The sequence below is a fragment of the Schleiferilactobacillus perolens DSM 12744 genome (genome assembly GCF_001435585.1).
In the GTDB taxonomy this organism is placed as follows: Bacteria; Bacillota; Bacilli; order Lactobacillales; family Lactobacillaceae; genus Schleiferilactobacillus; species Schleiferilactobacillus perolens.
On the sequence record NZ_AZEC01000016.1, the window covers coordinates 16,042 to 39,219 of the forward strand.

Genomic DNA, 23,178 nt, shown 5'->3' on the forward strand with positions numbered 1-23,178 from the left:
CAGTTAGGCGACTTTGAGACCGTGGCCCTCAGCGGGCTCAAAGCGCCGTCACCACTTGCTACGCCTGCGGCTACGCACTAGCTGCGCGTCGCAGCCCCCTGCCACCGGAGATTGCGCAGCTTTGGCACGGCAAGCCGTCTATAATTCATTTTCACCCAAGAAACCCCAATTGCGCCAACGCTTCCTGAACAACCTTGTCGTCATCCCTGCCAAAGGCCACAATCCGCCCCTGATCGACCACGATAATGCCATCCGCCTGAGCAAAAATCGTCGGATTATACCGATGCGTAATCAGCACCAGCCCCTGCGACGAAGCAAAAAGCATATCCTCAATCTGCGTGGCAATATGCGGATCGAGGCCACTGGTCAATTCATCGAAAATGGTAAAGATTGGTCCCTTCAATTGATTGCGGGCCAACGCCAGCCGTTGGCGCTCCCCGCCAGAGATCGCTGTGGATTTATCACTGACCACCCGCTGTAAAGCCTGAGGGTCACTCACCAGCAGTGTTTGCAAACCCGCCCGGGCGACGGCTTGGCGGATCTGTTTAAAGGGAATGTCATGGAACACGGTGACATTATCCGCTAAGGTCGCATTGAACAGATAAGTGGACTGGTCCACGTAAGTGAGGTGACTAGTGATATCGCCGAAGCCGACCGAGCGGATGTCGATCCCGTCAATCGTAATTTGACCAGTATAGTTTTGATAGTAGCCGAAAAGTTGGCGCATCAACGTGCTCTTACCACTGCCGCTTTGGCCGACGATCAAATATTTTTGATCCGTCGCTAAGTGGAGATCAATATCTTGCAACAACGGTTGCTTGTCCACGGCTAAACTCACTTGATGGTAGCCAATGGTGTGTATCCGTTGCGGCAACTGTGCTTGTGGCTGGGCGGGCACGGCTTCGTTCAAATACGTCACCACATTTTTTACCACGGCGCGACCGCCCGAAAACTGGGACAACATATCGGCTGAGGCAAACAAAGGATAGGAGATAAACACCATCAGTTGCGAGAAGGCTACTAACTCGCCCAGCGTAATACTGCCCCGCAGTACCAGGAAGCCGCCCAACAACCAGGTGCCAATATATTGAATGTTGTTGAAGAAGTTGAGCAGCTCACTGATCACTTTGATGACCAGTTGGTTGTGGATCTCCTTTTTGGCCAGCCAAGCGGTAGCGGCCGTGAACAGAGAACCAAAGCGGCTGCCAGCGGCGTTGAATTTCACTGTGTCAAAGCCATTGATGAAGTCTTCCACGCGATTATTGTACCCTGTGGCCGCATCCACCACTGCGGTCTGTGCAGGGCCAGTTTTCTTCTGGGAAAACAAGGGAACTAGCATAGACGGGATACAAAACAGCAGGATCGCCACCGTCATGATGGGTTTGATCAAGCTTGTACCGGCTAAAGCAAAGACCAGCTGCCAAACCAGATAGTAACCGTGCAAGGCAGTCCCATAATACGTGTGTTCAATCACATCGACTTCCTTATTGAATTTGGCGAGGTAGAAACCATGGTCGTGTCGACTAAACTGATTGAGCGAGCGGTCTAATGTAGCGGCATACAAGTCATTGCGCAGCATCCGGCTGCCATTGGCTAACAGGCGAGAGCGCTGGAAGCTCTGGCCGAAACTGACCAGGGCCTGGACGATAATATAAATGAGAATGCCGATACAAAGCCAGACATAATTGAAATGCTGTTTACCGGTGACCACATCGGTGATTAGCTGCAATACCCAAGATACGGCCACTTCGGTCAAGGCGGCGATGGGCACGAGCAATAGATAGCAGAGCAAACGCAACGGTTGGCGCCGCATGTAGTTGAATGATAGCATAATTTCCTCCCTGATAAGCGTACTGCGGTATGGTTATGATAATACGCGTCAGAGAAAATAATAGCAAAGTGAAAAAAAGATTAGTGCGCACTTTGCCGCGCCGAATGCCACGCCCGCCAAATCACGACGATCAAGGCAATCAATGAGATCGCTGTGGCGATGGCGAACACCACCGCGAAAGCATGCATGAAGCGGCTGCCCAAGGCGGGAGTGATTTGACGGATACCGGGTAATTGTAAGAAGAGCAGGGCGGAGCCCAGCGAGATTCCCATGGTCATGCCCAATGTTCGAGAGAACGAATTGAAGGAACCTGCCACACCAGTCAATGCGGGCGCCACCACGCCCATTGTAATGGCATTATTGGGTGTAAGGAAAAGGCCCATCCCAATACCGTTCAAGACGATCGGCGGAATAATACGCCATAAATCCATCGTGCTGGGGAAAATAATATAGCCAATCTGAGAGACCACCAGTACCATCAGACCGACCATCGTCAATTTGGTTCGGTCCCAGTGGTCGGCCAGCCAGCCCACTAGCGGTGTGATCAGCAGCATGGTGCCATCCTGCAGCACCATGATCAGTCCACTGCCCAGCGGACTCATGCCGCCGAAGCTTTGTAAATAGAAAGGTAATAGAATATTGGAAACAGCGTTGACCAGCATAGTTAAGCCCAGAAGCACCACAGAGATAATAAAGTCGTGGTTGCGCGCTAAACTCGGGGCTAACCACGGCTTCTTCGCCCGATCATCCTGGATAAACGCCCAGGCGGTGAGGGCCGTTCCCACGACTAGCAATGCCAGTCCCAGCGGCCAGCGATTCAAGCCGTTTTGAAAAATTGAGCCGCTCAAGAAGAACAAAATGATTCCCACAGTGAATAAGTTTTGACCAGTCCAATTCGCCCCAGCAGTGGCTGTCCGCACGTCTCGCCAGCGCCACTTGGGCAAAGTCAGCACGCGGTAACCGATGATACTGCCGATAATACCCAGCGGCACGTTCAGGAGAAAGATCCAGCGCCAGCTGGCAAAAGACATGATCAAGCCGCCCAATGCTGGGCCGGAGATTGACCCCACGGAAATAAACATCGCAATTGCCGCTAATGCCTCGGCCCGATTGTGATCATCGAAGTTTTCCGTCACGATCCCCATACTATTCGCCATCACCATCGCCGCCCCAATGGCCTGCTCAAACCGCCCCAGCAGCATGGTGACAATGTCAAACGCAATCCCGGTAATCAAGGAACCAATCGTAAATAAAATACCGCCAGCGGTGAAAACCAGATTTTTAGACATCAAATCGCCCAAATGGCCAAACATCACCAGCAAAATTGTGGTGGTGATCAAAGCCACTTGGACGATCCATGTCGCTGTACTACTGGCCACATGCAAATCGATCGCGATCCGCGGTAATGCCAGGTTTGTACTGGACCCGGCCAAGGCCGTCAGTAATGAATATAAGCCTAACACGCCGATAATTTGGTACTGTTTATTTTTTCCCGTTGTCGCCATCAAAATAATCCCCTCCCGTTTGTGCTAAGGAGAGTTTACTCTGAATCACAGAAAAGAGGGTCGCTGGTGCTTAGTGGTGGGATTTTGGGACACTAAAAAAGCCGCCAACCCGGAGGCTGACGACTTTATCAATTAATTCAGAAGTTAAGCTTTCGCTTCGTCCAGACCATTATCCGGCCGATCCTTCTTCCACAAACCGAGGATCACACCACTGATGACCGAACCAACGACCACTGCCAGAATAAATTGCAGGGGCTTGTTAGCCAGCAATGAGGCGAAGATCCCACCATGGGGTGCGGGTACGTTAACCCCCATCAGTTGGGTCAAGCCGCCGGCAACGGCAGAACCAATGATGCTGGAAGTGATGACCCGCAGCGGATCAGCAGCGGCGAACGGAATGGCACCTTCGGTAATGAAGGACAAGCCCAACAGGTAGTCAGACAAGCCAGAGGTCCGTTCTGCTTGGGTCCACTTCTTGGGCCAAATCGTTGTGGCCAAGGCAATGGCCAACGGCGGTACCATCCCACCAGCCATGACAGCGGCCATCCAGCGGCCATCCGTTTGTTTGGATGCCGTGAAGACACCGATAGAGAAGACATACGCGGCTTTGTTGAAGGGGCCGCCCATATCGATGGCCATCATCCCGCCGAGCAGGGTGCCGACTAAGACAGCATTGGTGGTGCCCATGCCTTCCAGGAAACCAATCAGGGTCAAGTTAATGGCGGTGAAGATTGGGTTAATAATGAAGTACATCATCAAACCAATTGCCAGCAGACTCAGAATTGGGAAAATGAAGACAGGCTTCAAACCGTCCAAAGACTTGGGCAGGTTCTTGAACCATTTCTTCAATACCAGGATCGTTAATCCGGCCAAGAAACCACCGACCAGGCCGCCTAAGAAACCAGCCACCCCGTTTTTAGAGGCGATGACGGAGAAACCAACGTTATTGGCCATCCAGCCTGCCACGAACCCTGGTAACAGAGCCGGGCGATCACCGATGGCTTCAGCGATATAAGCCGCTAGAATCGGTACCAAGAAGTTAAAGGCGGCACTGCCCAAACCATTGGTGAAGGTGAAGATCAAGGAATTTGCTCCGACGCCGGGAATCCGTTCCAGCAGGAAGGATAACGCCATGATAATCCCGCCACCGACCACGAAGGGCAGCATGTTGGAAATCCCGTTCATCAAGCTGGTATAAACTTGGTGACCTAAGGATTGCTTTTCGTCATCTTCATCGGCACCCGCGGCACTTTCGTCACCGGAACCATGGAAAATCGGGCCCTTTTCTGCCAGAGTATCAGCGATCAATTCGTGGGGCTTGTTGATCCCATCAATGACCGGCCGATTGATCAGATGCTTGCCAGAGAAACGATCCATGGCGACCTTCTTGTCAGCAGCCACGATGACCCCGACGGCATTGTTGATGTCATCAGCAGTCAGACGATGCTTGATACCCTCGGAGCCGTTGGTTTCAACTTTGATGTTGACCCCCATTTTTTTGGCTTCTTCTTTCAAAGCCGCTTCGGCCATGTATGTATGGGCAATCCCGGTAGGACAAGCAGTGACGGCGACAACGTAAGGCTTTGGAGCCGCGCTTGTGGTGGCAGAGGCAGTATTGGCTGTCCCCACTGCAGCTTGGGTGGCGGCTGCTTCTGCTTCATCCTTGGCGTCTTCGGCCTCTTTCTTTGCTTCGGCGTCGTTGAACAATTCAATGACTTGATCCGCTGTGGTGGCTTTCTTCAAAGAAGCGACCAGTGCCGGATTAATCAGCAGGGATGACAATGCAGCCAAGGCCTGCAAGTGTTCGTTGTTGGCACCAGCGGGGGCGGCAATCATGAAGAACAGGTGGACGGGTTGTTTGTCCAACGCGTCAAAGTCGACCCCTTGGTTACTCTTGGCGAACAGTACAGCAGCCCGCTTCACGGAATCGGTCTTGGCGTGGGGCATTGCAATGCCGTCGCCGATCCCGGTGGTGGATTCTGCTTCCCGTTTCAAAATGTGGGCTTTGTAGTCAGCCTTATCAGTGATGACGCCGACCTTAGCATAGCGGTCGATCATTTCATCGATGGCGCCTTCCTTGGTGGTGGCCTTGAGATCCAGAATCATGGCATCTTTGATCAATAGATCTTGGATTTTCATAGTATTGTGTTCAGTCCTTTCTTACTGAATGGTGCTAATTTGAATATCAGGTAATAATGCGTCGATGGCCGCACGCTCGGCAATATCTTCAGAGAAAGCGGTGGCACTGCCGCAAGCAAGACCATATTGGAAAGCTTCGACAGGGTCTTGCTGATGGGTGAATGCCCCGACGAATCCGGCCAGCATGGAATCGCCAGCGCCCACGGAATTTTTCACTTTACCTTTCGGCGCCAGGGAACGATATACATGGTCCGGGGTAATCAGGATCGCACCAGCACCGGCCATGGAGACCAGGACGTGTTGGGCACCCAAGGCTAATAGCTTTTGACCATGGGCGATTAGATCGGCCTCATCCTTGAAGGTGGTATGGAACAGATCAGCGAGTTCATGATGATTGGGTTTGACCACTAAGGGGTGCAAGGGCAGACTGTCCAGCAATTGCTGACCGGTGGTGTCAATGGCAAAATCGGCACCGGCGGCTTGGACTCGGCGAATAATTTCATCATAGAAATCCTTCGCCAGACTCGCCGGTAAACTACCGGAAATGATCACCACGTCGCCTTTAGTCACAGCAGCCAGTTCTTGGAAGAAACTGGCGGTTTCGGCGGCCGTGATCTTTGGCCCGGCAGCGTTCAACTCAGTCTCTTCACCGGCCTTGATCTTCACGTTGATCCGGGTCTGATCGGCGATTCGGGTGAAATGATCATTGATATGTTTGGCGGTCAATTGTTTTTCCAGAATCTTGCCAATTTCGCCGCCCACAAAACCTAACGCGGTATTGGGGACTTTCAGTTGGTTGAGAATCTGAGATACATTGATCCCTTTGCCACCGGCTAATAATTGGGCATCAGGAACGCGGTTGACCGCGCCCAGATCCATCTTGTTCATCTGCAGGACGTAATCAATTGCGGGGTTTGCCGTAATCGTATAAATCAATTGCTTGTCAGCTCCTTAATGGTCGTAAATCTACGAAAATCGTTTTGTAATGGGGATGGGATGAAATCAGTCACGATTTCGTCCACATCATCTGGTTGCGCAAAAGTCACGAGGGCTTGTTGGTCAAACTTGCTATGATCGGCGAGGACGATGCTGCGCCGGGCGGCACTGATCATCACCTGCTTGATGGCGGCTTCCTCTGGATCGGGGGTCATTAATCCGGCCCGGGCACTGATGCCGTTGGTACCGATGAAGGCCAGATCGACATGGACACTGCCCAGGAAGCGGGCCGCGATGGCGCCGACAATGGCTTTGGTTTGCGGCTTGACTTGCCCGCCAGGAATAATGTTCGGGATATCGGCATCCGCCAACATACTGGCGGTCTGCACGCTGTTGGTGTACACCGTCAACCCGGCCCGTTCCTTCAAATGAGGAATGAGCATGGCGACGGTGGTGCCAGCATCCAAGAAAATGGCTTGGTAGTCGCGCAAGTAGGCGGCGGCGATGTATTCGGCCAAATGCCTTTTCTCGGTGGGGTGGGATTGTTCCCGCTCTGCCATCCGCTCATCGCCAACAGCCCGTTGTTTCAACTGGGCGCCGCCGTGGATTCGTTCAAGCAATCCCTGCTGTTCCAATTCATTCAGATCTCGTCGAATGGTGGATTCTGACGTGTTGGTGCGGTGGACCAGATCCTGCAGTTGGCAGAAACCAGCTTCGTGCAACATGTGCAAAATCAACTCGTGCCGCTGATTCGTAAGCAACGCTTTTCAACCCCCCATGATTTCAATTAACAGTGTAACCGTTCGCATGAATAAAAGCAAGCACTTCCGGCCATAAACATTCAAAAACGTCCAAAAAGATTTCTTCCTCTTTTATATGCCATTTTGCCAACCTCACCGACCCATCTGGTACACTAGGCGTAAGAGACAATTCAGAAAGCAGGGACAGCCATGGCGGAGAAAAAGTATTTGCAATTGAAGATTCAAATTGACGGTGTGCACCCACCGGTTTGGCGCCAGGTGGTGGTGCCGGAAACGGTACGGTTAAATCAGCTGCACGGCATTATCCAGATCGCATTTGGCTGGCAAAACGGTCATCTGCACAGTTTCCAAGATGACCAAAACAAGCGGCGTATTTATGTGGACGCGATCGACCCCGATACCACCCTGGAACAGGAACTCACTGCTAAAACAGCGGCCTATCCGCTGTTGCAGAAGGGACCGCTGGTTTACACATATGACTTCGGTGACGACTGGCAGCACACGATCACGCTGGAGAAAACACTCTCTCCGCTGGTAGTGGGAGCTCAGCAGGTGCCCTTTTGTGTCGCTGGCCGCGGTCCTAACCGAGTGGAAGATTCCCGTGGTGTGGATACTAGCGGCAATGGGGTCGCAGGAGCACATTTTAATAAGAAGAAAATCAATGCGGCTTTGATCCAGGCATTTCCCACCGAGAATGCCGATCCCGATTTAACCGAATTGGCGGATCAGCAAGAGCCGACAGGCAGTGTACGGGAGGCAGTGACGGACCCTGACCAGTTGCAGGCGGACGCCTTGGCCCAGTTACTGGGCGGGGACATTGGCAAGGATGATTTGGCCGACCCCGAAGATTTTTCCAGTGCGGCAGTGACGGTGGCATTGCAGGATATTCATGTCGCCGATGAAGAACGCCGCCTGCAGGCCCAGTTTGTGCTGGTGGTTGGTCTCACCGAGGGGTTTGTCACCACTGCTCAGCGGAAACGAATTGCCCAGGAAATTGTCACCAAGGAAGACTGGCTGTTTGAAAAGATCGATCAGCCGCAAAATGATGCGGTCTATACCCGCTCCCAGATTGCCATTGTCGGGGCGGCCCTGCTGCATACTGATATTGTGGATCCATTTTTGACTGCGAAAGAACGCAATCAACTGTTTGATTGGGCGGTCCGTTACGTCCAGGCAGAGCAGGACATGCGCCAGCTCAAACCGGCACCCAATACGGCCACTTCGGCAGGATTGCGCTTCCTGTATGCTGCCGTCATGCACCCGCGTTTCCCAGCTAAGAAACGCAATCAGTTGGCCAACATTTTCCTGGCGGTCTTGAACCACTTGCAGACACCGTTTTTAGGGGATGAATCCGAGGCCATGGCCGTGATCCTCACCGATTTGGCCCGGTCGAAGCAGTTGTCGCCTAAGAAGATGCTGGATCTGCTCGACCAGGTGTCACAGCAGGTGGATCCCGGGATCGAGGATGACCGGCCGGAGACGTTTTATCGCGAACGGGCCTGGCAGTCTACGTTGTATGCGGTCTTCTTTGGACTGATGAATGTGCCGGGTTACCAGGACTCGCATATGCTGATATTTAGTTTGATCACCAGCTATCTCACCATGATGGGGATGAGCGATCTGGATGATGACGACGATGATGATCTGGATGACGATGGCGATGAGGATGATTATCCGCCGTTTGACGAAGAGTAGACAAAAAGGGGGTGGGACAAAATCCTGAACCCTGATGATTATAGTGCCAATGCGGAGCAATCGGAGGTGAAATGGGGCTCAGTGGTGGAAACAGCAATAATCTTGCCCCGGTCTTGGGCAAGATTGCTGTTAGGCGTGTTTGAGACCGCGTTCCTCAGCGGGCTCAAACCGCCGTCACCACTTGCTACGCCTGCGGCTACGCACTAGCTGCGCGTCGCAGCCCCATTTCACCGCAGATTGCGCAGCTTTGGCACGGCTCATCAGGACGGATTTTGTCCGCCCCCCTTTAGTACGTTTTAGCTATTCCTATTCTTTGTCTTTGATAACCAATACATCATAAGGCGCAAGGATTGTCTCCGCTTGTACCGCATTGGTGCCAATTAAAGTCGGCAGGCCAGTGAAGCGGCTGGTGTCTACGGTGGCGGGGTGGGCGGTGTTGTTGATTAAGAAGTGCAGTGCGTAGCCATCGTAATAGCGGGTGGTCAGTTCCACATCCGTAGGCGTCTCGAAGTGGGCGAGCTGCTTTTCTTGAATCAAGCGATCCACCAATACGTCCAGACCGGCATCGTCTAATACCGTGCCAACATAGTAGGCCTGGCCATTGCCCCAAGGATTCACGGTCACCGCCGGGGTATCCGCATAAAAGTCGGCGCCGCCATAACTGGCTAAGTTCTGAGCCCCTTCCAAGTGGGAGACGTTGGCCACAATGCTGCCGCTGACGTGGCTGTCGCCGAATTGTACCGGAATACTGGTGTGCGGCGGCAGCGCATCGATTTCTTCTGCCCAGATTCCGCATAAATCCCGGAACGGGCCGGGGTAGCCGCCCATGATGACTTGGTCATTCTCATCATTGATCCCGCTCATATAGGTGGTTACAAAGGTCCCGCCGTTTTCCACGTATTGATGCAAGGCCGCACTGACACCGGGTTTAACCATAATTAGGACAGGGGCGACGATCACATCATAGTGAGCCATTTCCGTAGCAGACAAGTTTGTCGGAATCATGTCCACGGCCACATTTTGCCGATAAAAGGCGGCGTAGTAGCGGCGGATTTGATCCACATACTTTAATTCAACACTGGGACCGGAGGAATATTCCAGGGACCAATAGTTTTCCCAATCAAAGATAATGCCCACTTTGGCGTGGGTGCGGCCATTCATCAGTTGCGGACCCGTTGCGGCTAATTCACTGCCAAGGGCGCGGGTCTCGCGGATAATCCGGGTTTCATCATGGTCAGCGTGGGAGATGATGGCGCCATGGAATTTCTCCGTACCACCCCGGCCTTGGTGCAGTTGGAAGTATTGAATCGTGTCGGCACCATGGGCGATGGCTTGATAACTCATTGCTCGCATCTGGCCCGGTCGTTTCGTCGCATTATAAGGTTGCCAATTTTGTTGACTGGGGGTTTGTTCCATTAACATAAACGGCTGGCCGCCCTTTAACCCGCGCATCAAGTCATGGCGCATGGCCACTTCGCTGTGGGGCGTGTCATAGGCCGGATAGCTGTCCCAGGAAACAATGTCTAACGCCTTGGCCCATTTGAAATAGTCCAGATCCTTGAAGGTACCCATCATATTGGTGGTGATGGGGGTGTCTGGATCAAAATCGCGAATCGCTGTTTTTTCATCCACCAGATTCTGCAACAATGAATCAGATTGGAACCGGCGGTAATCGATTCCCATCGCCGATAACACGATATGATCGGGACCAATGCCATCGCTGAGGGCCGTGGGTGGTACAATTTCTTCCCAATCGTAGAAAGTATGACCCCAGAAGTGGGTATACCAAGCGTCGTTAAGTGCCGTCAGGGAACCGTATTTCTGGCGCAGCCATACGCGAAACGCCCTGGCACAGTTAGCACAATAGCAATAGCTGCCGTATTCATTAGAGATATGCCAGCAAACCACATTGGCCAAATGACCGTAACGTTCCGCCAATTTTCCCGCCAGCAGCGCACTATAATGGCGAAAAACGGGCGAATTAGGACATGCATTATGGCGGCCGCCAAATTGAGCGTGCCGTCCGTCATAGTCGGTCCGAGTGACTTCCGGATAGCGGGTCGCCAGCCAAGCGGGTAAGGCGGCGGTGGAGGTAGCCAGCACGATGTCAAAGTGATTCTTGGTTAACGTCGCCACAATATCATCCAGCGTTGAAAAATCGTATTCCGCCTCGCTCGGCTGCAATTGGGCCCAGGAAAATACATTAATGGTGGCTTCATTCATGTGCACGTCCGTCAGAATCTGCATATCATCTGCCCATACAGACCGGGGCCACTGCTCCGGATTGTAGTCGCCGCCAAAGAGAAAACGGGAAAATGGTGTATGACTTGTCACAAAAAAACCTCCCTTTCGGTTGTTGCCTCCATTATACGGGAGATGGGTCATGAAAGGGGAACCATTATTGAGATTTAAGGTACTTGAATGTTGAAACTTGCGAGCTGAATCATCATTCGGAAAAACAAACTGTTTTGTTACTAATAATTTCATCTTTATGGTACGATGCACTTAAAGTTGGCTGAAAGCGTTTCACGTAAGCCACATGGATAACGCCATCAACACGTAGAGGAGTGGCTGCACATGCTCAATGTTGGCAAGTTTCTAGGAATAAGAATCCGGTCTCTTCTGTTTGTTATTGCATTCCCGATCATCGCAGTTACTGTTACGTCATACCAGTTAGATCCAATTGAAAGCACAAACGGTATCGAAATACTGGCTTGGCTCTTTACGCCGAAATTTAGCTTTCCTGCTTTCCTCATATTATTTTCCGGCACCAGCCTTCTAGTCACTGACTACTTTGTTCAGGCCAAAATATCCGGACTGAACAAATCGCTTGCTGTTCGCTTGCATGGGTTTAAGCATCTGCTAGTGACAGAATTCTTGTCTGTTTTTCTTTATACGTTTGGTCTCATGGTATTGACCATGATCGTGTCGGCGGTGGTAATTCACTTCACGCAACATCCATTCGTTTTTACCGGATCAATCCACTCTGAGTTCCTGATATCTAGTAGTCCCATAATTTCTTTCTTGTGGTTGATTCTGACTAGGGCGTGGGGGATGGCAATTTTTACGATGTTTGTTTTTGCCATTGGTCTCTGGATGGCACGAATCAGTCTATTTCGCATTAGTGGGTTGCTTGTTTCATTAGTGATGTATGTTGGCGTGGTACTTCTTGCGCGTATTGCTGTGTTACGAATCGCAGGCGGCTTACTGTTTTTACAGACACTGATTTCACCCACTGGATTATCCGATTTCGGCCCCTATCTTTTACCGATTCCGGCAGTAGTGATGCATCTTTTTTCCTGTGTCATCTATTTGGGGCTTACGTTTGTCATCGCCGCAAGCTGGTATCGTCATGAGGTGATGCCAAAATGAAAGCCATCTATTTCAAAAGCTTTTCAACACGAGCGCTCGTTATCTGGGTGCTGGCAGTATTGACATCACCACTTATTTCTACGTTGGGTGGGTACCCGCGTAATCTCAGTCTGCTAATAGCGTTAATTCTCACGAATGGTTTATCCTATGGGTTCAATATCCTGTATATCCTGCTGCTCACGTATCACGTCACATTTTATCTGCACATCGACACGCTGGTCGTGCCAAGAATCGGGTCGGAAGCATACCGGTGGGCCTATTTGGGGACATTAATGACTGACGCAATCACATTTGGATTGGGATTATATGCTGTGGAGTTTGCTTTCTTTGGTGTTGGCGTCATCCCCTTGCAAACAATATTGCTCTTTTGCTTAGCCAACCTGCTGATGTATGTCATGTTGGGTTTGCTCATGTTCTTTTTGACCTACCGCATCGGCCCGTTTATTATCGCGGCGGGGTGTATTCTGATTGAAATGTCAATCCATACATTTCTCGTTGTTCCTTGGATCAATCGGTATCTCTACACGTTGGGTTATAGATAGGGTGATTAAAATGTTGACAGTGACACATGTTGAAAAAGTTTTTTCAGGTCAAAAGGTGCTCGATGATGTAAATCTCACCCTATCTGCGGGTGAGGTGATTCATATCAGTGGTGGTAACGGATCGGGGAAATCCACTTTGCTAAAAATTATCGCGGATTGGCTCAAACCGGACGCTGGAACGAGTGTGATTGATGGGCATGTTGAATTGGGTGCGCTGATTGAAAATCCGGGTTTTATTGAAACCGAAACACTGAAACGAAATTTGTTGTTCTTATTGAGCATTCGGCACCAGACTAAGTTAGAGACCGTATTGCCTTTAGTGAGTCGATTCGGGCTGGATATTCAGAATCGGGCATCAATGAAGAAATATTCGATTGGTATGCGGGAAAAAGTGGGGATCATTCAAGCGGTAATGGAAGACCAGCAGCTGATATTGTTGGATGAACCAACCCGCGGATTAGATGAACAATCATTGACCGAACTGGTGAAGCTGATTGCGGAGCTGCGCCAGCAGGGTAAAACGATCATCATTGCCTCCCACGATCAGGCCACCCCGATTGCCTACACGGATCGGTATGTCCTCGAAAGGGGCGAATTGACACGAATTACCGACTGATTGCGACCACCGCAGCAATTTGGACAGCAGTGTGGGTCTTACCGATTACACTGTTTCATTATCGAACTGCTCAGGTCACTGAAATGATGTTTGGGTGGAATAGCGACGGCAATTTCATCATTCTATTTGAGGTGGGCACCCTCGCTTTATTTGCTGCGCTGGCAGATTACTGGCTGCGTAATTTAGTGCCGATCGCCCGGTTCATCATGATTCGGGTCGGCACCAGAGGGTATCAGTCTATTGTGTTAAGACACCTCCTTCAGCTTTGGCTGGTCATCGTGTTGTGTAACTTGATGATTGCACTTGGGCTGGGTGCATTTTCTCTGGTGCCATACCTGGCGGGTTCGGCGATTTTTCTGATTGGATTAATTCCATTCGCGGTACCAGACTTCAATTGGGCAACGTATGTGTCATTGGGGGTGGTTCTGTTGTTGCGGTTGGGTACCGTGTTTTTGTAATTTCGGCGTCGAAGAGATGTGAACAAGTGAGCAAAAATCTTTAACGGAACCTTTTCCATGATACAATCAGTTTGTGGGACAACATTTTTTTGCAATCGCACCTGCAATGCGAAAGGACGTGGGGTTATTGTTTGCAATGACGAGAAGAAAGACTTTTCAGTTAGTTCAAGCGGCAATTTCAGGCTTCTTACTTGTGGCGGTCACCATTGATTTATTGCGGGGTCCGGGAACATGGGGTGGCGTGGGTGGCATTCTATTACAACTTTTCCTGATCGTCAGCCTGCTGCAAGCCTATGACGATCGGCGTCGAAATCCAACCGGTTACCAACGACCGCCAGTGGGCAGTCGGTTATTGCCTTTACTAGTTGCCCAAGGGTATTATCCGTTTTATCGCATTCCAGACCGGTGTCGCATGGAGTGTTGTCGCTGTGATATTAGCAGTGGTGAACACAGCGCTGATGTGCTTTGTTTATCGTAAATAAGTCTCCATGGTAGATAATTTAATAATACCATGATATACTGATCCTGGTTAAAAACCGAAGCAAAGAATGGGGACGATGACAATGGCAGTTGGTATTTTTGTCACAGAGATGGATCGTCTGGATTATCAGGGCAGTGCGATCGTCAATGCGGTCTTGAATGGTCAGTATTACAAGAAGGCCTTTGCCCATATTCAGGCAGAGTTTCCAGAGTATGACTGGCACGAGTTGAAGTTGAGTGAGACCTTGGATTATAAGGAGAAGCCCGATTTGATTATCGTATCGCGGAATGTGGTACCGTACATTTCCGCGATCAAGCAGCACTTCCCAGAGGTCAAAGTCGCCGACTATGATACCTGGGCGGAACAGAAGTAATGGTGGAGCCAAATAAAGGACGCTTGCAATTAGCAGGCGTCCTTTAATATTCCATGGTCGTTAATAATCAATAATCACGGTGACTTTTTTAGCGACTGCCAGCGGTGGTAAAGTCACGTTCAAACCTTGCCGCGGGGCAATCACGCTGATCGGCCATTGGGCTAATGGGCCTACCGACCAGCCTGCACCGTTATCGGTGGGGCAGGGATTTTCTGGAATCAGTTGGGCGGCATCTTGGCCGCTGGTGAATTGCACTTGGCGCGGCCGTCGATCGGCCACAATTTGGACAATGGTGTGTTGTTCTGGGGCTTGACCTTGGAAGTGGCCATGAACCGGATTGATGGTCAAGATGATGCGCCGACCATCATCTGTGGCCTGAATGGCAGTGGTCGCGAACTCGCCTTTTTGATAAGCCAAACTGGTGCCGTCATCTGTATAGACTGTCGTGTGGCTGGTCTGCGCACTGGGAAAGTAAGTGACCAAGCGATGCCGCTGAGGATAGGTACCCGGGGTTAGGTGCACCGGCACCCGCGGCAACAGTGTCCCGGCGCGGACAAAGATCGGGGTTTGTCCCAGCGGCGCTGGATAATCGGCCAAGGTTTGCCCGCCCCGGTAACGCTGCCCGGTGAACAAATCCTGCCAGCTGGCGGCGGCGTCCGGAAAATACAGATGGGGCACCCGGGCATTGCCGGCACTATCCATCTGGTACGGCAAGGTGACCGGGGCGACTAAGATATTATCGCCCAGCAAAAATTCTGTGCCGGTATCGTCGCTGAGTGTATAGGAATTCAACTCGGTCCAAAAGAGCGGCCGGACAATTGGTGCGCCGGTTTGCCGGGCGGTATTCGCTAATGTGTAGAGATACGGCATCAGGGTAGTCTTGAATTGCAGATAGGCGCGATTGATCATTTCATAAGGCTGACCAAAGACGAGCCCCATGTTTTTTGGCTGACTGCCCCAACCGTCCATATTAAGCTGGATCGGGGTAAAAGATTTCCACTGCAAATCCCGGGTTTGGATAATCGGATCGCTGCCGCCATAGATGCCATCAATATCGGCCCCGACATTGGGATTACCGGATAGGCCCGTGCTCAAGTAGGTGGCGACATGACTGCGGATGTTGGTCCAGTCATTACCACCCTGATCGCCGCTCCAAATACTAGCGTAGCGCTGACTGCCCGCCCAGCCATCAAGACTGAGGATGAACGGCCGCCGCCCGTGACCGGCATGGGTCATCGCGGCCGCCGCATCGGCGGTGGCGTGCAGGCCGAAGGTGTAGCCTTCGCCCACCCAGGCCACGTCGGTTTTGACGGCCGCCACTCCGGCATCGCCCACTTCTTGAATGATATCCCGATCGCCTTTTTGCGGATTGATCGGATCTTTGGGATGCAGGTTTTCCTGGGTCCACAGGCCGACCGCGACCCCCTTATCATTGGCGTAAGTGACAAAATCGTGGAGGTTGGCCAGATCACCGGCGAAGGTATCCGTCTGACCATAGCCGGCACCGTAACCGTCATTGGGCAGAAACCAGCCGATGGGCAGCCGGTGATGCAGATAGCGGTCGAGGATCGCGCGGGCAGAGAATTGCGCACTTTCCTTTTCACCATTCAAAGTTTCATGAACAGCGCCAGCCGGCTGTTTATTCCAATCGTGTTGTGTGAAATGGACCGGTGTCGCCCCGACATTGGGTACCAGCGTCTGGCCGTTGACGGAAATGGTCCCTTGGCGATAGCCCGTGTTGAACGTTTTTTCGCTCACCGGTTGGTATTCCTTGTACCATTGACCATCGGGGAACAAAATGGCGCCAGCCGAGTCCTTGGTCACCGGCAACCAGTAATCCCGGTTGTAAGCATTTAGATGGGCGGGGTAAAAAGTGAAGCGGGGATTGATCGGCGGCTGCCCAGTGAGCTCATGGTAACCATGAATTAACGCGGCGGGATCGGCGCCCAGCATGATGTAGACATCAAAATAAGGATCGGTGTGCTGCAATTGGACACCGTGGGCGGGGGTGCTGAAATCGTACAGACCCGGCGTAAACGTATTGACGAGGAGACCGTAACCAGCGGTGGACCAATAAAAAGGCACTGGCGAAGCGACGCCACCTGCGGTCCATAAATTCGTATTGGCAATGGTGACCCGCTGGCCGCGCACAGCAAAACGGCCGTTTTGGGTGCCCCCGCCAAAGAAGTATTCATCGGGATCAAAGGACAGCCGGGCGTGCCAAGTCTGACCGTCGTCTTCCCAGGTGGGCAGGCGCAGCGTCACCACACTTTGACCGTTGCGGGTAATTTGTAACAAGCCATGAGCCGCTTCCCAGACCAACTGATTTTTGCCAAACGTATAGGTGCCAGCATCGTCGGTGGCGGGAGTATATTCATCGTGGTTGATGACGATGGGCGTTTCAGTGGTTTGGCCACCGCCGCCAGTGGCCACGGTATGATCGCCATTCTGATCAACGGCGACATTAGCCACGACACTGGGGTGCGATGGGAATGTCTTGGTTTGGCTCACCCGCACCCGAATAATGTGGTCATTGATCCAGGTTAACCGGCCAAACAATTGCTCCGTTTGAACATTCAGTACACCATCTTGAAATACTTCTTGTTGTACTGCATTCGAGTCCACCATCATTGCGTTAAATCCTCCTCGTCGGTTTTCTTCATTATGCCATAAGCAAATGAGAACGCTCGGAAAATTCTGGAATATGCTACGATGAGAGCGGTTAATACGAGGAGGAATTATTTTGAAAATTGCGCTCATTGCCCACGATGCCAAGAAACCGGAAATGGCCCGCATTGCGACGGCGTATCAAGAAATCTTAGCCCACCATGAATTGTTCGCCACGGGCCACACGGGCCAGGTGGTGACTGATGCCACTGGCTTGCCGGTGCATCGCTTCAACTCTGGCCCCCTGGGCGGCGACCAGCAAGTCGGTGCTTTGGTATCTGAGAACCAAATGGATCTAATTATCTTTCTGCGTGACCCATTGACGGCCCAACCCCATGAACCGGACGTGAACGCCTTGCTGCGGTTGGCCGATGTGTATGATGTGCCGATCGCCACGAACGCCGGGACGGCTGAAGTCTTACTCCGCGGCCTGGCGCGCGGGCTGCTGGCCTTTCGGCAAATTGTCCATGGCGATGAATCCCGTCATGAGTGAGACGCCCAGTGTCATGCTGGCTAAGGTGATCGGGCTGGCGGAAACTGATGATAATGTGGCCGCTATTGGGGTGGAAGGCTCGCTGAACAATCCGACTGCGGTCAAAGATGCTTGGCAGGATCTGGATGTGACGCTTTTTGTACACCAAGTCCGGCCCGCTTTGGCCCAGCCCTATTTGGCGTTGTTTGGGACGCCCACGATTGTCCAGCATCTCCATGAGCCAGGCCTTTTTGGCGGCGGTGACGAATATTGGGAGACATTTTTGACCCGTTATCCTGGCACCCAACGGATGGATTTGAAGTTGGCGCCAGCGAGTGTGGTGCAGGCTTATCTGGACGATGATCAGTTGAACGCGATTGTCTGGCGGCGGGGAAGTGGCCGGATCACACCACGGCCCACGAGCGCCGCCAGTCACTGGTTGGCAATTCCGAGGCAGGCAGAGTTTGCGGCTCACGTGAATGAGTTTTATTGGATTGCGGGGTATGTGGTCAAGGGTCTCGCCCGGGGGCAATTTAATTTATGCGGCAGAGCATTTTGGCCAGAATTTGCGACCGGAATTGCTATGGTTGCTGGCCTGCCAAGAAACGCTGGCCCGGCATGGCCAATTTGATCCAGGGGTCCACGACAAGAACCTGTGGTCCGTGTTGCCAGATGCTGTCCGCGGTGAGTTGATGGCGACTTATAATTTGCATGATGACGCCGCCATTCGTCAGTCACTCAAAACGGCGGTGGCGCTTTATGGTAGTGTGCTTGCGGAGATAACTCGGTCTGATCCGTTGCAAAAGCCGGCCTGGGTGCCGCGGGCGGTGGAACAGATTGAGTCTTGGTTGGCAAAATAAAAAGACCGGAACAAAGTATTGCCTAAGAGGCCGTGCCAAAGCTGCGCAATCTACGGCTGAATGGCGCTGGAACGTGGTGACGGCGGTTTGAGCCCGCAAAGTGCGCGGTCTCAAACACGCCTAACAGCATATAAACGTGGCCAGGACCGGGCCACGTTTATTGCTGTTCCCACCACTGAGCGCCATTCAGCCTACGATTGCTCCGCATTGGCACTACACTGAATCGGGATTCAAGATTTCATTTCAGACCCGTTTACGGTTAAAAGCAGAAGAACTTAGAGAACCTTCTTTTTCGCAGATGATTGTTCGCCACCAGGCAATTCGATCAATGCTGCACGGACAAAGACATAAATCAACAAAATCAGACTGACGATGATTTCGGCAAGGTAAAGATAACTGACCAAATTTGCGTTGGTGATTGTGACACCATTATCAATGGCGGAGACCAGAGCGTAGAACTGTAGAACGGAATAACCAAACGTTAACGCCACAAAAGCAGTGGAGAAGAGGTATCGGTGGACGCGGCGATCACGAATCAGGCAGAATGCTGTCATACCGAAAAAGAAAAACTGCAAATAAATGGGAAACATCAGCAGACCTCACTTTCTTAACACACAGCCAACTTTCTCCTAGTCACACCTCAAGTAAACAGTTTTTGGTCCGTTAAGGCCAGAATTATGTTCTGTCTTAGCTGATTATTAAGCAACCTGTCCCACAAAAAAATCGGCACCCAGGCACACAACATACATGTGTCTGAGGTGCCGATTGTTTTGCTCTAAATCACGTGCCGTTCGAAAGGATCGTCCGAAATTCCTTCTGTCAGAATCTTCTTCGCCCATTCCTTGGCGGAAAATAGGCTGTGATCCTTGTAATTACCGCAACTTTCAATCGTGGTACCGGGGACATCGGCCCATTGAATATCGTCGGCAATTGCCTGCAAACTGGATTTTAATGCCTGGGCCACTTCGGTGGTGGAATGTTCACCCCAAGTAATCAGGTGGAATCCTGTGCGGCAGCCAAACGGCGAGCAGTCAATGACGCCGGAAAGCCGATCCCGCAAAAGTGAAGCCAGCAAATGTCCAATGGTGTGCAGCCCCGCAGTGCCAATGGCATCGGCATTGGGTTGAACGAGGCGTAAATCGTAGTTTGAAATCAGATCGCCTTTGGGACCTTTTTCTTCAGTGATGAGGCGGACATAGGGGGCTTTAACAGCGGTGTGATCTAAGGTGAAACTTTCAACTTTTGCCATGGTGAGTAATCTCCTTTAAATAATAGTGTCCTTAGAATAGTCGAGCGGAGGCGCCACGTCAATAAGGTGGAAATTGATATGTTGGCGCTTTCGCAGGGGCCATGTATACTATGACTATCCGCATCTCAGAAAATGGCAAAGGAGAAAAATAATGACCAGTCAAAAAACTAGAAATATTTTGGTCCATCTAATTGCCACCGTGGCGATCGTCGCCGTGTATTTTTGGGTCCTGCCGACTGTTAATCACTACGCCATTGTTGGGCCGCTCGTGGGCACGATTTTCTTCCTGAATAACTCGTTCACGCGTCCCGTGGTTAATAGTCCAGGAATGTGGCGAATCCGAGTGATCATCGTCCTTGCCAACATTCTCTTAACTGTGGTGGTGTTGCTATCATTACGGGCATTCACGATCTATTGGCAAGGCGGCATTACGCTCGTGATTGGCCTCGTCCTGGCTTTTTGGGGAATGGACTTGAATGAACGGCAACAGCCAGCAAAGCATTGACGGCAATCTTGCAAAGTGGTCTTGCATATTTGCAAAACAGCGTGCACTCAGAAAACAAGTGCGCTATGATATCATTAAATCCTGATTGGGGGAATTAGTGAAAGAAGGCCATCGTGATGAGAACATTAGGTAAGGGTGTATTAGCGGCATTGGCGGTCCTGGCTGCTTTGAGTGTGGCATTACCAATTGCGGGGATTTTGATTATTATCGCGGCCGCCATTGCGGTCGGCGTAACCGGTGTCGCGCTGGTCTTCACGGCTGTCGTGGTGGGTCTCGTCTTCGTGCTGTTGCCGCTGATCATTGGCGGCGTGTTGCTGTTCTTGTACAGCAAGACGTTCCACCATGTCCGGGTCACGGTGAAGGACGACGCCGGTGTTGCCAATTATGAGTTGGCCATGGATGTTTCATTTCGACCTTTGTATCGTGAATTTCGGCAGCGCTACAAACCGTTGCGGCGGCAAGGACAAAGCATGAACGAGGCGGGGACGGCAGCGTTCTTCCAAGTGGTCAACGAAATCGTGCGGCCCCGGCTGGTTGCCGCGGTGCGGGCGGCCTATTCGGACGCAGATGCCGAGCGGGTGGCCATGGCCCCAGCAGAAGACCTGGATGTCGACGTGACGACGAAAGCGGGTTATCATAAAGGTGGTAACGCATACAATTAGAGAAAGCAGGCAATTATATGACCACCCAGATTCCAACATTTCCACATAACGATTTTGCCCAAAACGTATTCGGCCGCCGCTCAATTCGACGCTTTAAACCAGATGTCAAGATTCCGCGGGATGAAATGATTCAGATCCTTGCCGAGGCGGGGCGAGCGCCTTCTTCAATGAATTTACAGCCCTGGCGCTTCGTCGTGGTAGAGTCCGCTGAAGGTAAGGCCAAACTCCATGACCAAGTGATGACCAACACGCCCCAGGTGGAAACCGCCAGCGCATTGGTGATCGTCTTCGCGTTGGCGCATCCTGAACACAATGCACAAGAAATTTACGACGCGGCTGTGGCCCAGGGCAGTATGGACCAGGCCACCCATGACCGGGAACTCACTGAAATCGCGGGCTTCTATGGGCACGCTGGTGAAGTGCCCCGGACTAAAATCATTGGGTTCGACAGCGGCTTAGTCACCATGCAACTGGCCCTGGTCGCTCGTGCCCACGGCTATGACACCTGTATTATTGGCGGTTTTGAAGGACCAAAAGTCCAAGCGGCCTTTGCACCCGGCGAAGGTTTGATTCCGCAGATTATTGTCGCCATGGGTAAGGCCGATGAGGCAGGCTACCCCACAGTGCGGTTGCCAATTGATGAAATTACGACGTTCGCTTAATATTTAAAGAGGGATGACAACGTTGAATCAGACATATTTCTTGCAAGAAGCACTCTTATTTACGATTGGTTGCGGTGGCTTGTTCTGGTCTCAACTCATCTACCGGTTTCAAATGGCCCCTTGGTTGACCTGGTTAATGCGCGTCTTCGGCACATTCATGGCCATTTTGGGCACTCTCCAACTCCCGGTGACCAGCTTGCGCTGGCAAAGTGCCATTGCCGCCGTGCTGATTATCATTCCTACGTTTATTGGTCAATATGTCGATCATCGGAAACCCTGAAGTAAATAGGGACACAAAAAGGGCCAGGAAAGATTTCGAATCCCAATGGATGTAGTGCCAATGCGGAGCTTTGGCACGGCACTCGTCAGGACAAATTCTTCCTAGCTCTTTTTGTGTACCTTAAGTAATATTACTTATTTCGTTAAGTGACTCAACTGCTGAAAATCATCGTCGCTCAAGTTGACATTCGCCGCTGCTACATTATCCGCCAAATGATCCAGTGAACTCGTCCCTGGAATTGGCAAAATATTCGGCGACCGCTTCAACAACCACGCCAAAGCAATCTGCGCCGGCGATACATCATATTTCTTCGCCATCGCCGTCAGCGGACTATCCGCACCGACCAACTTACCAGTGTTCAACGGGAACCACGGCACGAATGCCATTCCCTGTGCCTCAGCATAGTCTACAATGGGATCGTCATGGTGATCGCCGACATTGTACATATTCTCAATGGCATCGATCTTGGCGTATTTTTGCGCTTCCTTGATCTGCGCCAAGGTGACCTGGGACAGACCAATATGCTTGATTTTGCCCTCGTCTTGCATCTTCTTTAACTCGCCCACTTGTTCCGCGATAGAATAGTGGGTATCAACCCGATGTAAGAAAAGCAAATCTTCGTGGTCAATGCCCAAGGTCATCAGGGACACTTCCACTTGCTGCCGTAAGTAGTGGGGCGCGCCAAGCGGTGTCCACAGACCAGGGCCTTGGCGGGTTTGACCGACTTTGTCGGAGATGAACAACTCGTCACGATTAGCGGCGCCTTTGAGCCCGGCAGCCAGGTAACGATCGGCATACCAAGGACCATAAGAATCGGCGGTATCAAAGAAATTGATGCCCAACGCAATCGCCCGGTGAATCACATCCACCGCTCGATCGGGGTCGCTGTAAGGACCCCAAGTCCCCTTACCCGTCAACTGCATGGCGCCAAAGCCCAAGCGATTAACGACGAAGTCATCGGCCAACCGGAACTGACCGGCGTTCTTTGCATTAATAGTTGCCACGATAGCCACTTCTTTCTAGTGAAAAATACTAACTGACACTTAGTATCCTACACGGTTGGTACAAGTTTTGAAAGTTGGAACAGAAAACGGCCGAAAGCGGTATCGTTT

Annotated in this window: 24 protein-coding genes; 14 read left to right on the top strand and 10 right to left on the bottom strand. The window is 51.6% G+C overall.

Translation table 11 applies throughout. The features are described 5' to 3' along the window. Positions 1 to 151: 151 nt before the first annotated feature. The 5 genes from FD09_RS13205 to FD09_RS13225 all read right to left on the bottom strand — a co-directional run bounded on the left by FD09_RS13205 (position 152) and on the right by FD09_RS13225 (position 7,172). The gene (locus tag FD09_RS13205) at positions 152 to 1,831 is read right to left on the bottom strand and encodes an ABC transporter ATP-binding protein (RefSeq protein ID WP_057822164.1); all 1,680 of its coding nucleotides are present in this window, start codon (positions 1,829 to 1,831) and stop codon (positions 152 to 154) included. Positions 1,832 to 1,911: 80 nt separating this feature from the next. Continuing rightward, a complete protein-coding gene (locus tag FD09_RS13210) occupies positions 1,912 to 3,336 on the bottom strand; it encodes an MFS transporter (protein ID WP_057822165.1) in 1,425 nt (474 codons plus the stop codon). A gap of 144 nt (positions 3,337 to 3,480) precedes the next feature. Then, on the bottom strand, positions 3,481 to 5,475 hold the full coding sequence (locus FD09_RS13215) for a PTS fructose transporter subunit IIABC (RefSeq protein ID WP_057822166.1): 1,995 nt from the start codon (positions 5,473 to 5,475) through the stop codon (positions 3,481 to 3,483). 21 nt (positions 5,476 to 5,496) lie between these two features. Further along, positions 5,497 to 6,411 (bottom strand): 1-phosphofructokinase, encoded by a 915-nt coding sequence (gene pfkB / locus FD09_RS13220; RefSeq protein WP_057822167.1) that lies wholly within the window; start codon positions 6,409 to 6,411, stop codon positions 5,497 to 5,499. Beyond that, positions 6,408 to 7,172, bottom strand: a complete 765-nt coding sequence (locus FD09_RS13225; protein ID WP_057822168.1) for a DeoR/GlpR family DNA-binding transcription regulator — start codon at positions 7,170 to 7,172, stop codon at positions 6,408 to 6,410. The genes pfkB and FD09_RS13225 overlap by 4 nt, the downstream gene beginning before the upstream one ends. A gap of 189 nt (positions 7,173 to 7,361) precedes the next feature. Between FD09_RS13225 and FD09_RS13230 the strand changes: the two genes are divergently transcribed. Next, positions 7,362 to 8,867, top strand: coding sequence for an IS1096 element passenger TnpR family protein (locus FD09_RS13230; protein WP_057822169.1), 1,506 nt, complete (start codon positions 7,362 to 7,364; stop codon positions 8,865 to 8,867). Between the two features lie 306 nt (positions 8,868 to 9,173). Here FD09_RS13230 and FD09_RS13235 read toward each other — a convergent pair whose 3' ends face one another. Further along, positions 9,174 to 11,201, bottom strand: coding sequence for a beta-galactosidase (locus FD09_RS13235; RefSeq protein WP_057822170.1), 2,028 nt, complete (start codon positions 11,199 to 11,201; stop codon positions 9,174 to 9,176). A gap of 243 nt (positions 11,202 to 11,444) precedes the next feature. Between FD09_RS13235 and FD09_RS13240 the strand changes: the two genes are divergently transcribed. From FD09_RS13240 to FD09_RS13265, 6 genes are all read left to right on the top strand, one after another. Beyond that, positions 11,445 to 12,239 (top strand): hypothetical protein, encoded by a 795-nt coding sequence (locus FD09_RS13240; protein ID WP_057822171.1) that lies wholly within the window; start codon positions 11,445 to 11,447, stop codon positions 12,237 to 12,239. Beyond that, the gene (locus tag FD09_RS13245) at positions 12,236 to 12,781 is read left to right on the top strand and encodes a hypothetical protein (protein WP_057822172.1); all 546 of its coding nucleotides are present in this window, start codon (positions 12,236 to 12,238) and stop codon (positions 12,779 to 12,781) included. The genes FD09_RS13240 and FD09_RS13245 overlap by 4 nt, the downstream gene beginning before the upstream one ends. 10 nt (positions 12,782 to 12,791) lie before the next feature. After that, positions 12,792 to 13,397, top strand: a complete 606-nt coding sequence (locus FD09_RS13250) for an ABC transporter ATP-binding protein (protein ID WP_057822173.1) — start codon at positions 12,792 to 12,794, stop codon at positions 13,395 to 13,397. A gap of 29 nt (positions 13,398 to 13,426) precedes the next feature. Continuing rightward, entirely contained in the window at positions 13,427 to 13,855 is a 429-nt protein-coding gene (locus FD09_RS13255; protein ID WP_057822174.1) for a hypothetical protein, read from the top strand. 136 nt (positions 13,856 to 13,991) lie between these two features. Beyond that, positions 13,992 to 14,333, top strand: a complete 342-nt coding sequence (locus tag FD09_RS13260) for a hypothetical protein (protein WP_057822175.1) — start codon at positions 13,992 to 13,994, stop codon at positions 14,331 to 14,333. An 85-nt stretch (positions 14,334 to 14,418) separates the two neighbouring features. Next, a complete protein-coding gene (locus FD09_RS13265) occupies positions 14,419 to 14,709 on the top strand; it encodes a hypothetical protein (RefSeq protein WP_057822176.1) in 291 nt (96 codons plus the stop codon). Between the two features lie 60 nt (positions 14,710 to 14,769). Here the strand turns inward: FD09_RS13265 and FD09_RS13270 are convergent, their stop codons facing one another. Beyond that, a complete protein-coding gene (locus tag FD09_RS13270; protein WP_057822177.1) occupies positions 14,770 to 17,340 on the bottom strand; it encodes a glycoside hydrolase family 31 protein in 2,571 nt (856 codons plus the stop codon). Positions 17,341 to 17,452: 112 nt separating this feature from the next. Here FD09_RS13270 and FD09_RS13275 point away from each other — a divergent pair, with 112 nt between their 5' ends. From FD09_RS13275 to FD09_RS16960, 3 genes are read left to right on the top strand one after another with little or no spacing between them, the layout of a single operon-like run. After that, positions 17,453 to 17,869: a methylglyoxal synthase gene (locus tag FD09_RS13275; protein WP_057822178.1), complete on the top strand. Its 417-nt coding sequence runs from the start codon at positions 17,453 to 17,455 to the stop codon at positions 17,867 to 17,869. Continuing rightward, positions 17,844 to 18,479, top strand: a complete 636-nt coding sequence (locus FD09_RS13280) for an aminoglycoside 6-adenylyltransferase (protein WP_162261522.1) — start codon at positions 17,844 to 17,846, stop codon at positions 18,477 to 18,479. The genes FD09_RS13275 and FD09_RS13280 overlap by 26 nt, the downstream gene beginning before the upstream one ends. Next, positions 18,436 to 18,708, top strand: coding sequence for a hypothetical protein (locus FD09_RS16960; protein WP_057822180.1), 273 nt, complete (start codon positions 18,436 to 18,438; stop codon positions 18,706 to 18,708). The genes FD09_RS13280 and FD09_RS16960 overlap by 44 nt, the downstream gene beginning before the upstream one ends. A gap of 275 nt (positions 18,709 to 18,983) precedes the next feature. Here the strand turns inward: FD09_RS16960 and FD09_RS13290 are convergent, their stop codons facing one another. Both FD09_RS13290 and FD09_RS13295 read right to left on the bottom strand, forming a co-directional pair. Further along, complete coding sequence (locus FD09_RS13290; protein ID WP_157053828.1) at positions 18,984 to 19,262, bottom strand: hypothetical protein; 279 nt, start codon at positions 19,260 to 19,262, stop codon at positions 18,984 to 18,986. 221 nt (positions 19,263 to 19,483) lie between these two features. Continuing rightward, on the bottom strand, positions 19,484 to 19,957 hold the full coding sequence (locus FD09_RS13295; protein ID WP_057822182.1) for an S-ribosylhomocysteine lyase: 474 nt from the start codon (positions 19,955 to 19,957) through the stop codon (positions 19,484 to 19,486). A 151-nt stretch (positions 19,958 to 20,108) separates the two neighbouring features. Between FD09_RS13295 and FD09_RS13300 the strand changes: the two genes are divergently transcribed. The 4 genes from FD09_RS13300 to FD09_RS13315 all read left to right on the top strand — a co-directional run bounded on the left by FD09_RS13300 (position 20,109) and on the right by FD09_RS13315 (position 22,066). Then, positions 20,109 to 20,462, top strand: coding sequence for a hypothetical protein (locus tag FD09_RS13300; protein WP_057822183.1), 354 nt, complete (start codon positions 20,109 to 20,111; stop codon positions 20,460 to 20,462). A 116-nt stretch (positions 20,463 to 20,578) separates the two neighbouring features. Further along, entirely contained in the window at positions 20,579 to 21,124 is a 546-nt protein-coding gene (locus FD09_RS13305; protein ID WP_057822184.1) for a hypothetical protein, read from the top strand. A gap of 17 nt (positions 21,125 to 21,141) precedes the next feature. Next, positions 21,142 to 21,786, top strand: coding sequence for a nitroreductase family protein (locus FD09_RS13310; protein WP_057822185.1), 645 nt, complete (start codon positions 21,142 to 21,144; stop codon positions 21,784 to 21,786). A 22-nt stretch (positions 21,787 to 21,808) separates the two neighbouring features. Continuing rightward, entirely contained in the window at positions 21,809 to 22,066 is a 258-nt protein-coding gene (locus FD09_RS13315) for a hypothetical protein (RefSeq protein WP_057822186.1), read from the top strand. Between the two features lie 134 nt (positions 22,067 to 22,200). On the opposite strand, the gene FD09_RS13320 is transcribed toward FD09_RS13315, so the two are convergent. Next, positions 22,201 to 23,070, bottom strand: a complete 870-nt coding sequence (locus tag FD09_RS13320; protein WP_057822187.1) for an aldo/keto reductase — start codon at positions 23,068 to 23,070, stop codon at positions 22,201 to 22,203. Between the last annotated feature and the right edge of the window lie 108 nt (positions 23,071 to 23,178).

Coding starts and splice junctions, on each gene's coding strand:
- FD09_RS13205 (WP_057822164.1), bottom strand. CDS start 1,831: ATGCTATCATTCAACTACATGCGGCGCCAACCGTTGCGTTTGCTCTGC.
- FD09_RS13210 (WP_057822165.1), bottom strand. CDS start 3,336: ATGGCGACAACGGGAAAAAATAAACAGTACCAAATTATCGGCGTGTTA.
- FD09_RS13215 (WP_057822166.1), bottom strand. CDS start 5,475: ATGAAAATCCAAGATCTATTGATCAAAGATGCCATGATTCTGGATCTC.
- FD09_RS13230 (WP_057822169.1), top strand. CDS start 7,362: ATGGCGGAGAAAAAGTATTTGCAATTGAAGATTCAAATTGACGGTGTG.
- FD09_RS13240 (WP_057822171.1), top strand. CDS start 11,445: ATGCTCAATGTTGGCAAGTTTCTAGGAATAAGAATCCGGTCTCTTCTG.
- FD09_RS13245 (WP_057822172.1), top strand. CDS start 12,236: ATGAAAGCCATCTATTTCAAAAGCTTTTCAACACGAGCGCTCGTTATC.
- FD09_RS13250 (WP_057822173.1), top strand. CDS start 12,792: ATGTTGACAGTGACACATGTTGAAAAAGTTTTTTCAGGTCAAAAGGTG.
- FD09_RS13260 (WP_057822175.1), top strand. CDS start 13,992: ATGACGAGAAGAAAGACTTTTCAGTTAGTTCAAGCGGCAATTTCAGGC.
- FD09_RS13265 (WP_057822176.1), top strand. CDS start 14,419: ATGGCAGTTGGTATTTTTGTCACAGAGATGGATCGTCTGGATTATCAG.
- FD09_RS13270 (WP_057822177.1), bottom strand. CDS start 17,340: ATGATGGTGGACTCGAATGCAGTACAACAAGAAGTATTTCAAGATGGT.
- FD09_RS13280 (WP_162261522.1), top strand. CDS start 17,844: ATGGCGATGAATCCCGTCATGAGTGAGACGCCCAGTGTCATGCTGGCT.
- FD09_RS13290 (WP_157053828.1), bottom strand. CDS start 19,262: ATGACAGCATTCTGCCTGATTCGTGATCGCCGCGTCCACCGATACCTC.
- FD09_RS13295 (WP_057822182.1), bottom strand. CDS start 19,957: ATGGCAAAAGTTGAAAGTTTCACCTTAGATCACACCGCTGTTAAAGCC.
- FD09_RS13300 (WP_057822183.1), top strand. CDS start 20,109: ATGACCAGTCAAAAAACTAGAAATATTTTGGTCCATCTAATTGCCACC.
- FD09_RS13305 (WP_057822184.1), top strand. CDS start 20,579: ATGAGAACATTAGGTAAGGGTGTATTAGCGGCATTGGCGGTCCTGGCT.
- FD09_RS13310 (WP_057822185.1), top strand. CDS start 21,142: ATGACCACCCAGATTCCAACATTTCCACATAACGATTTTGCCCAAAAC.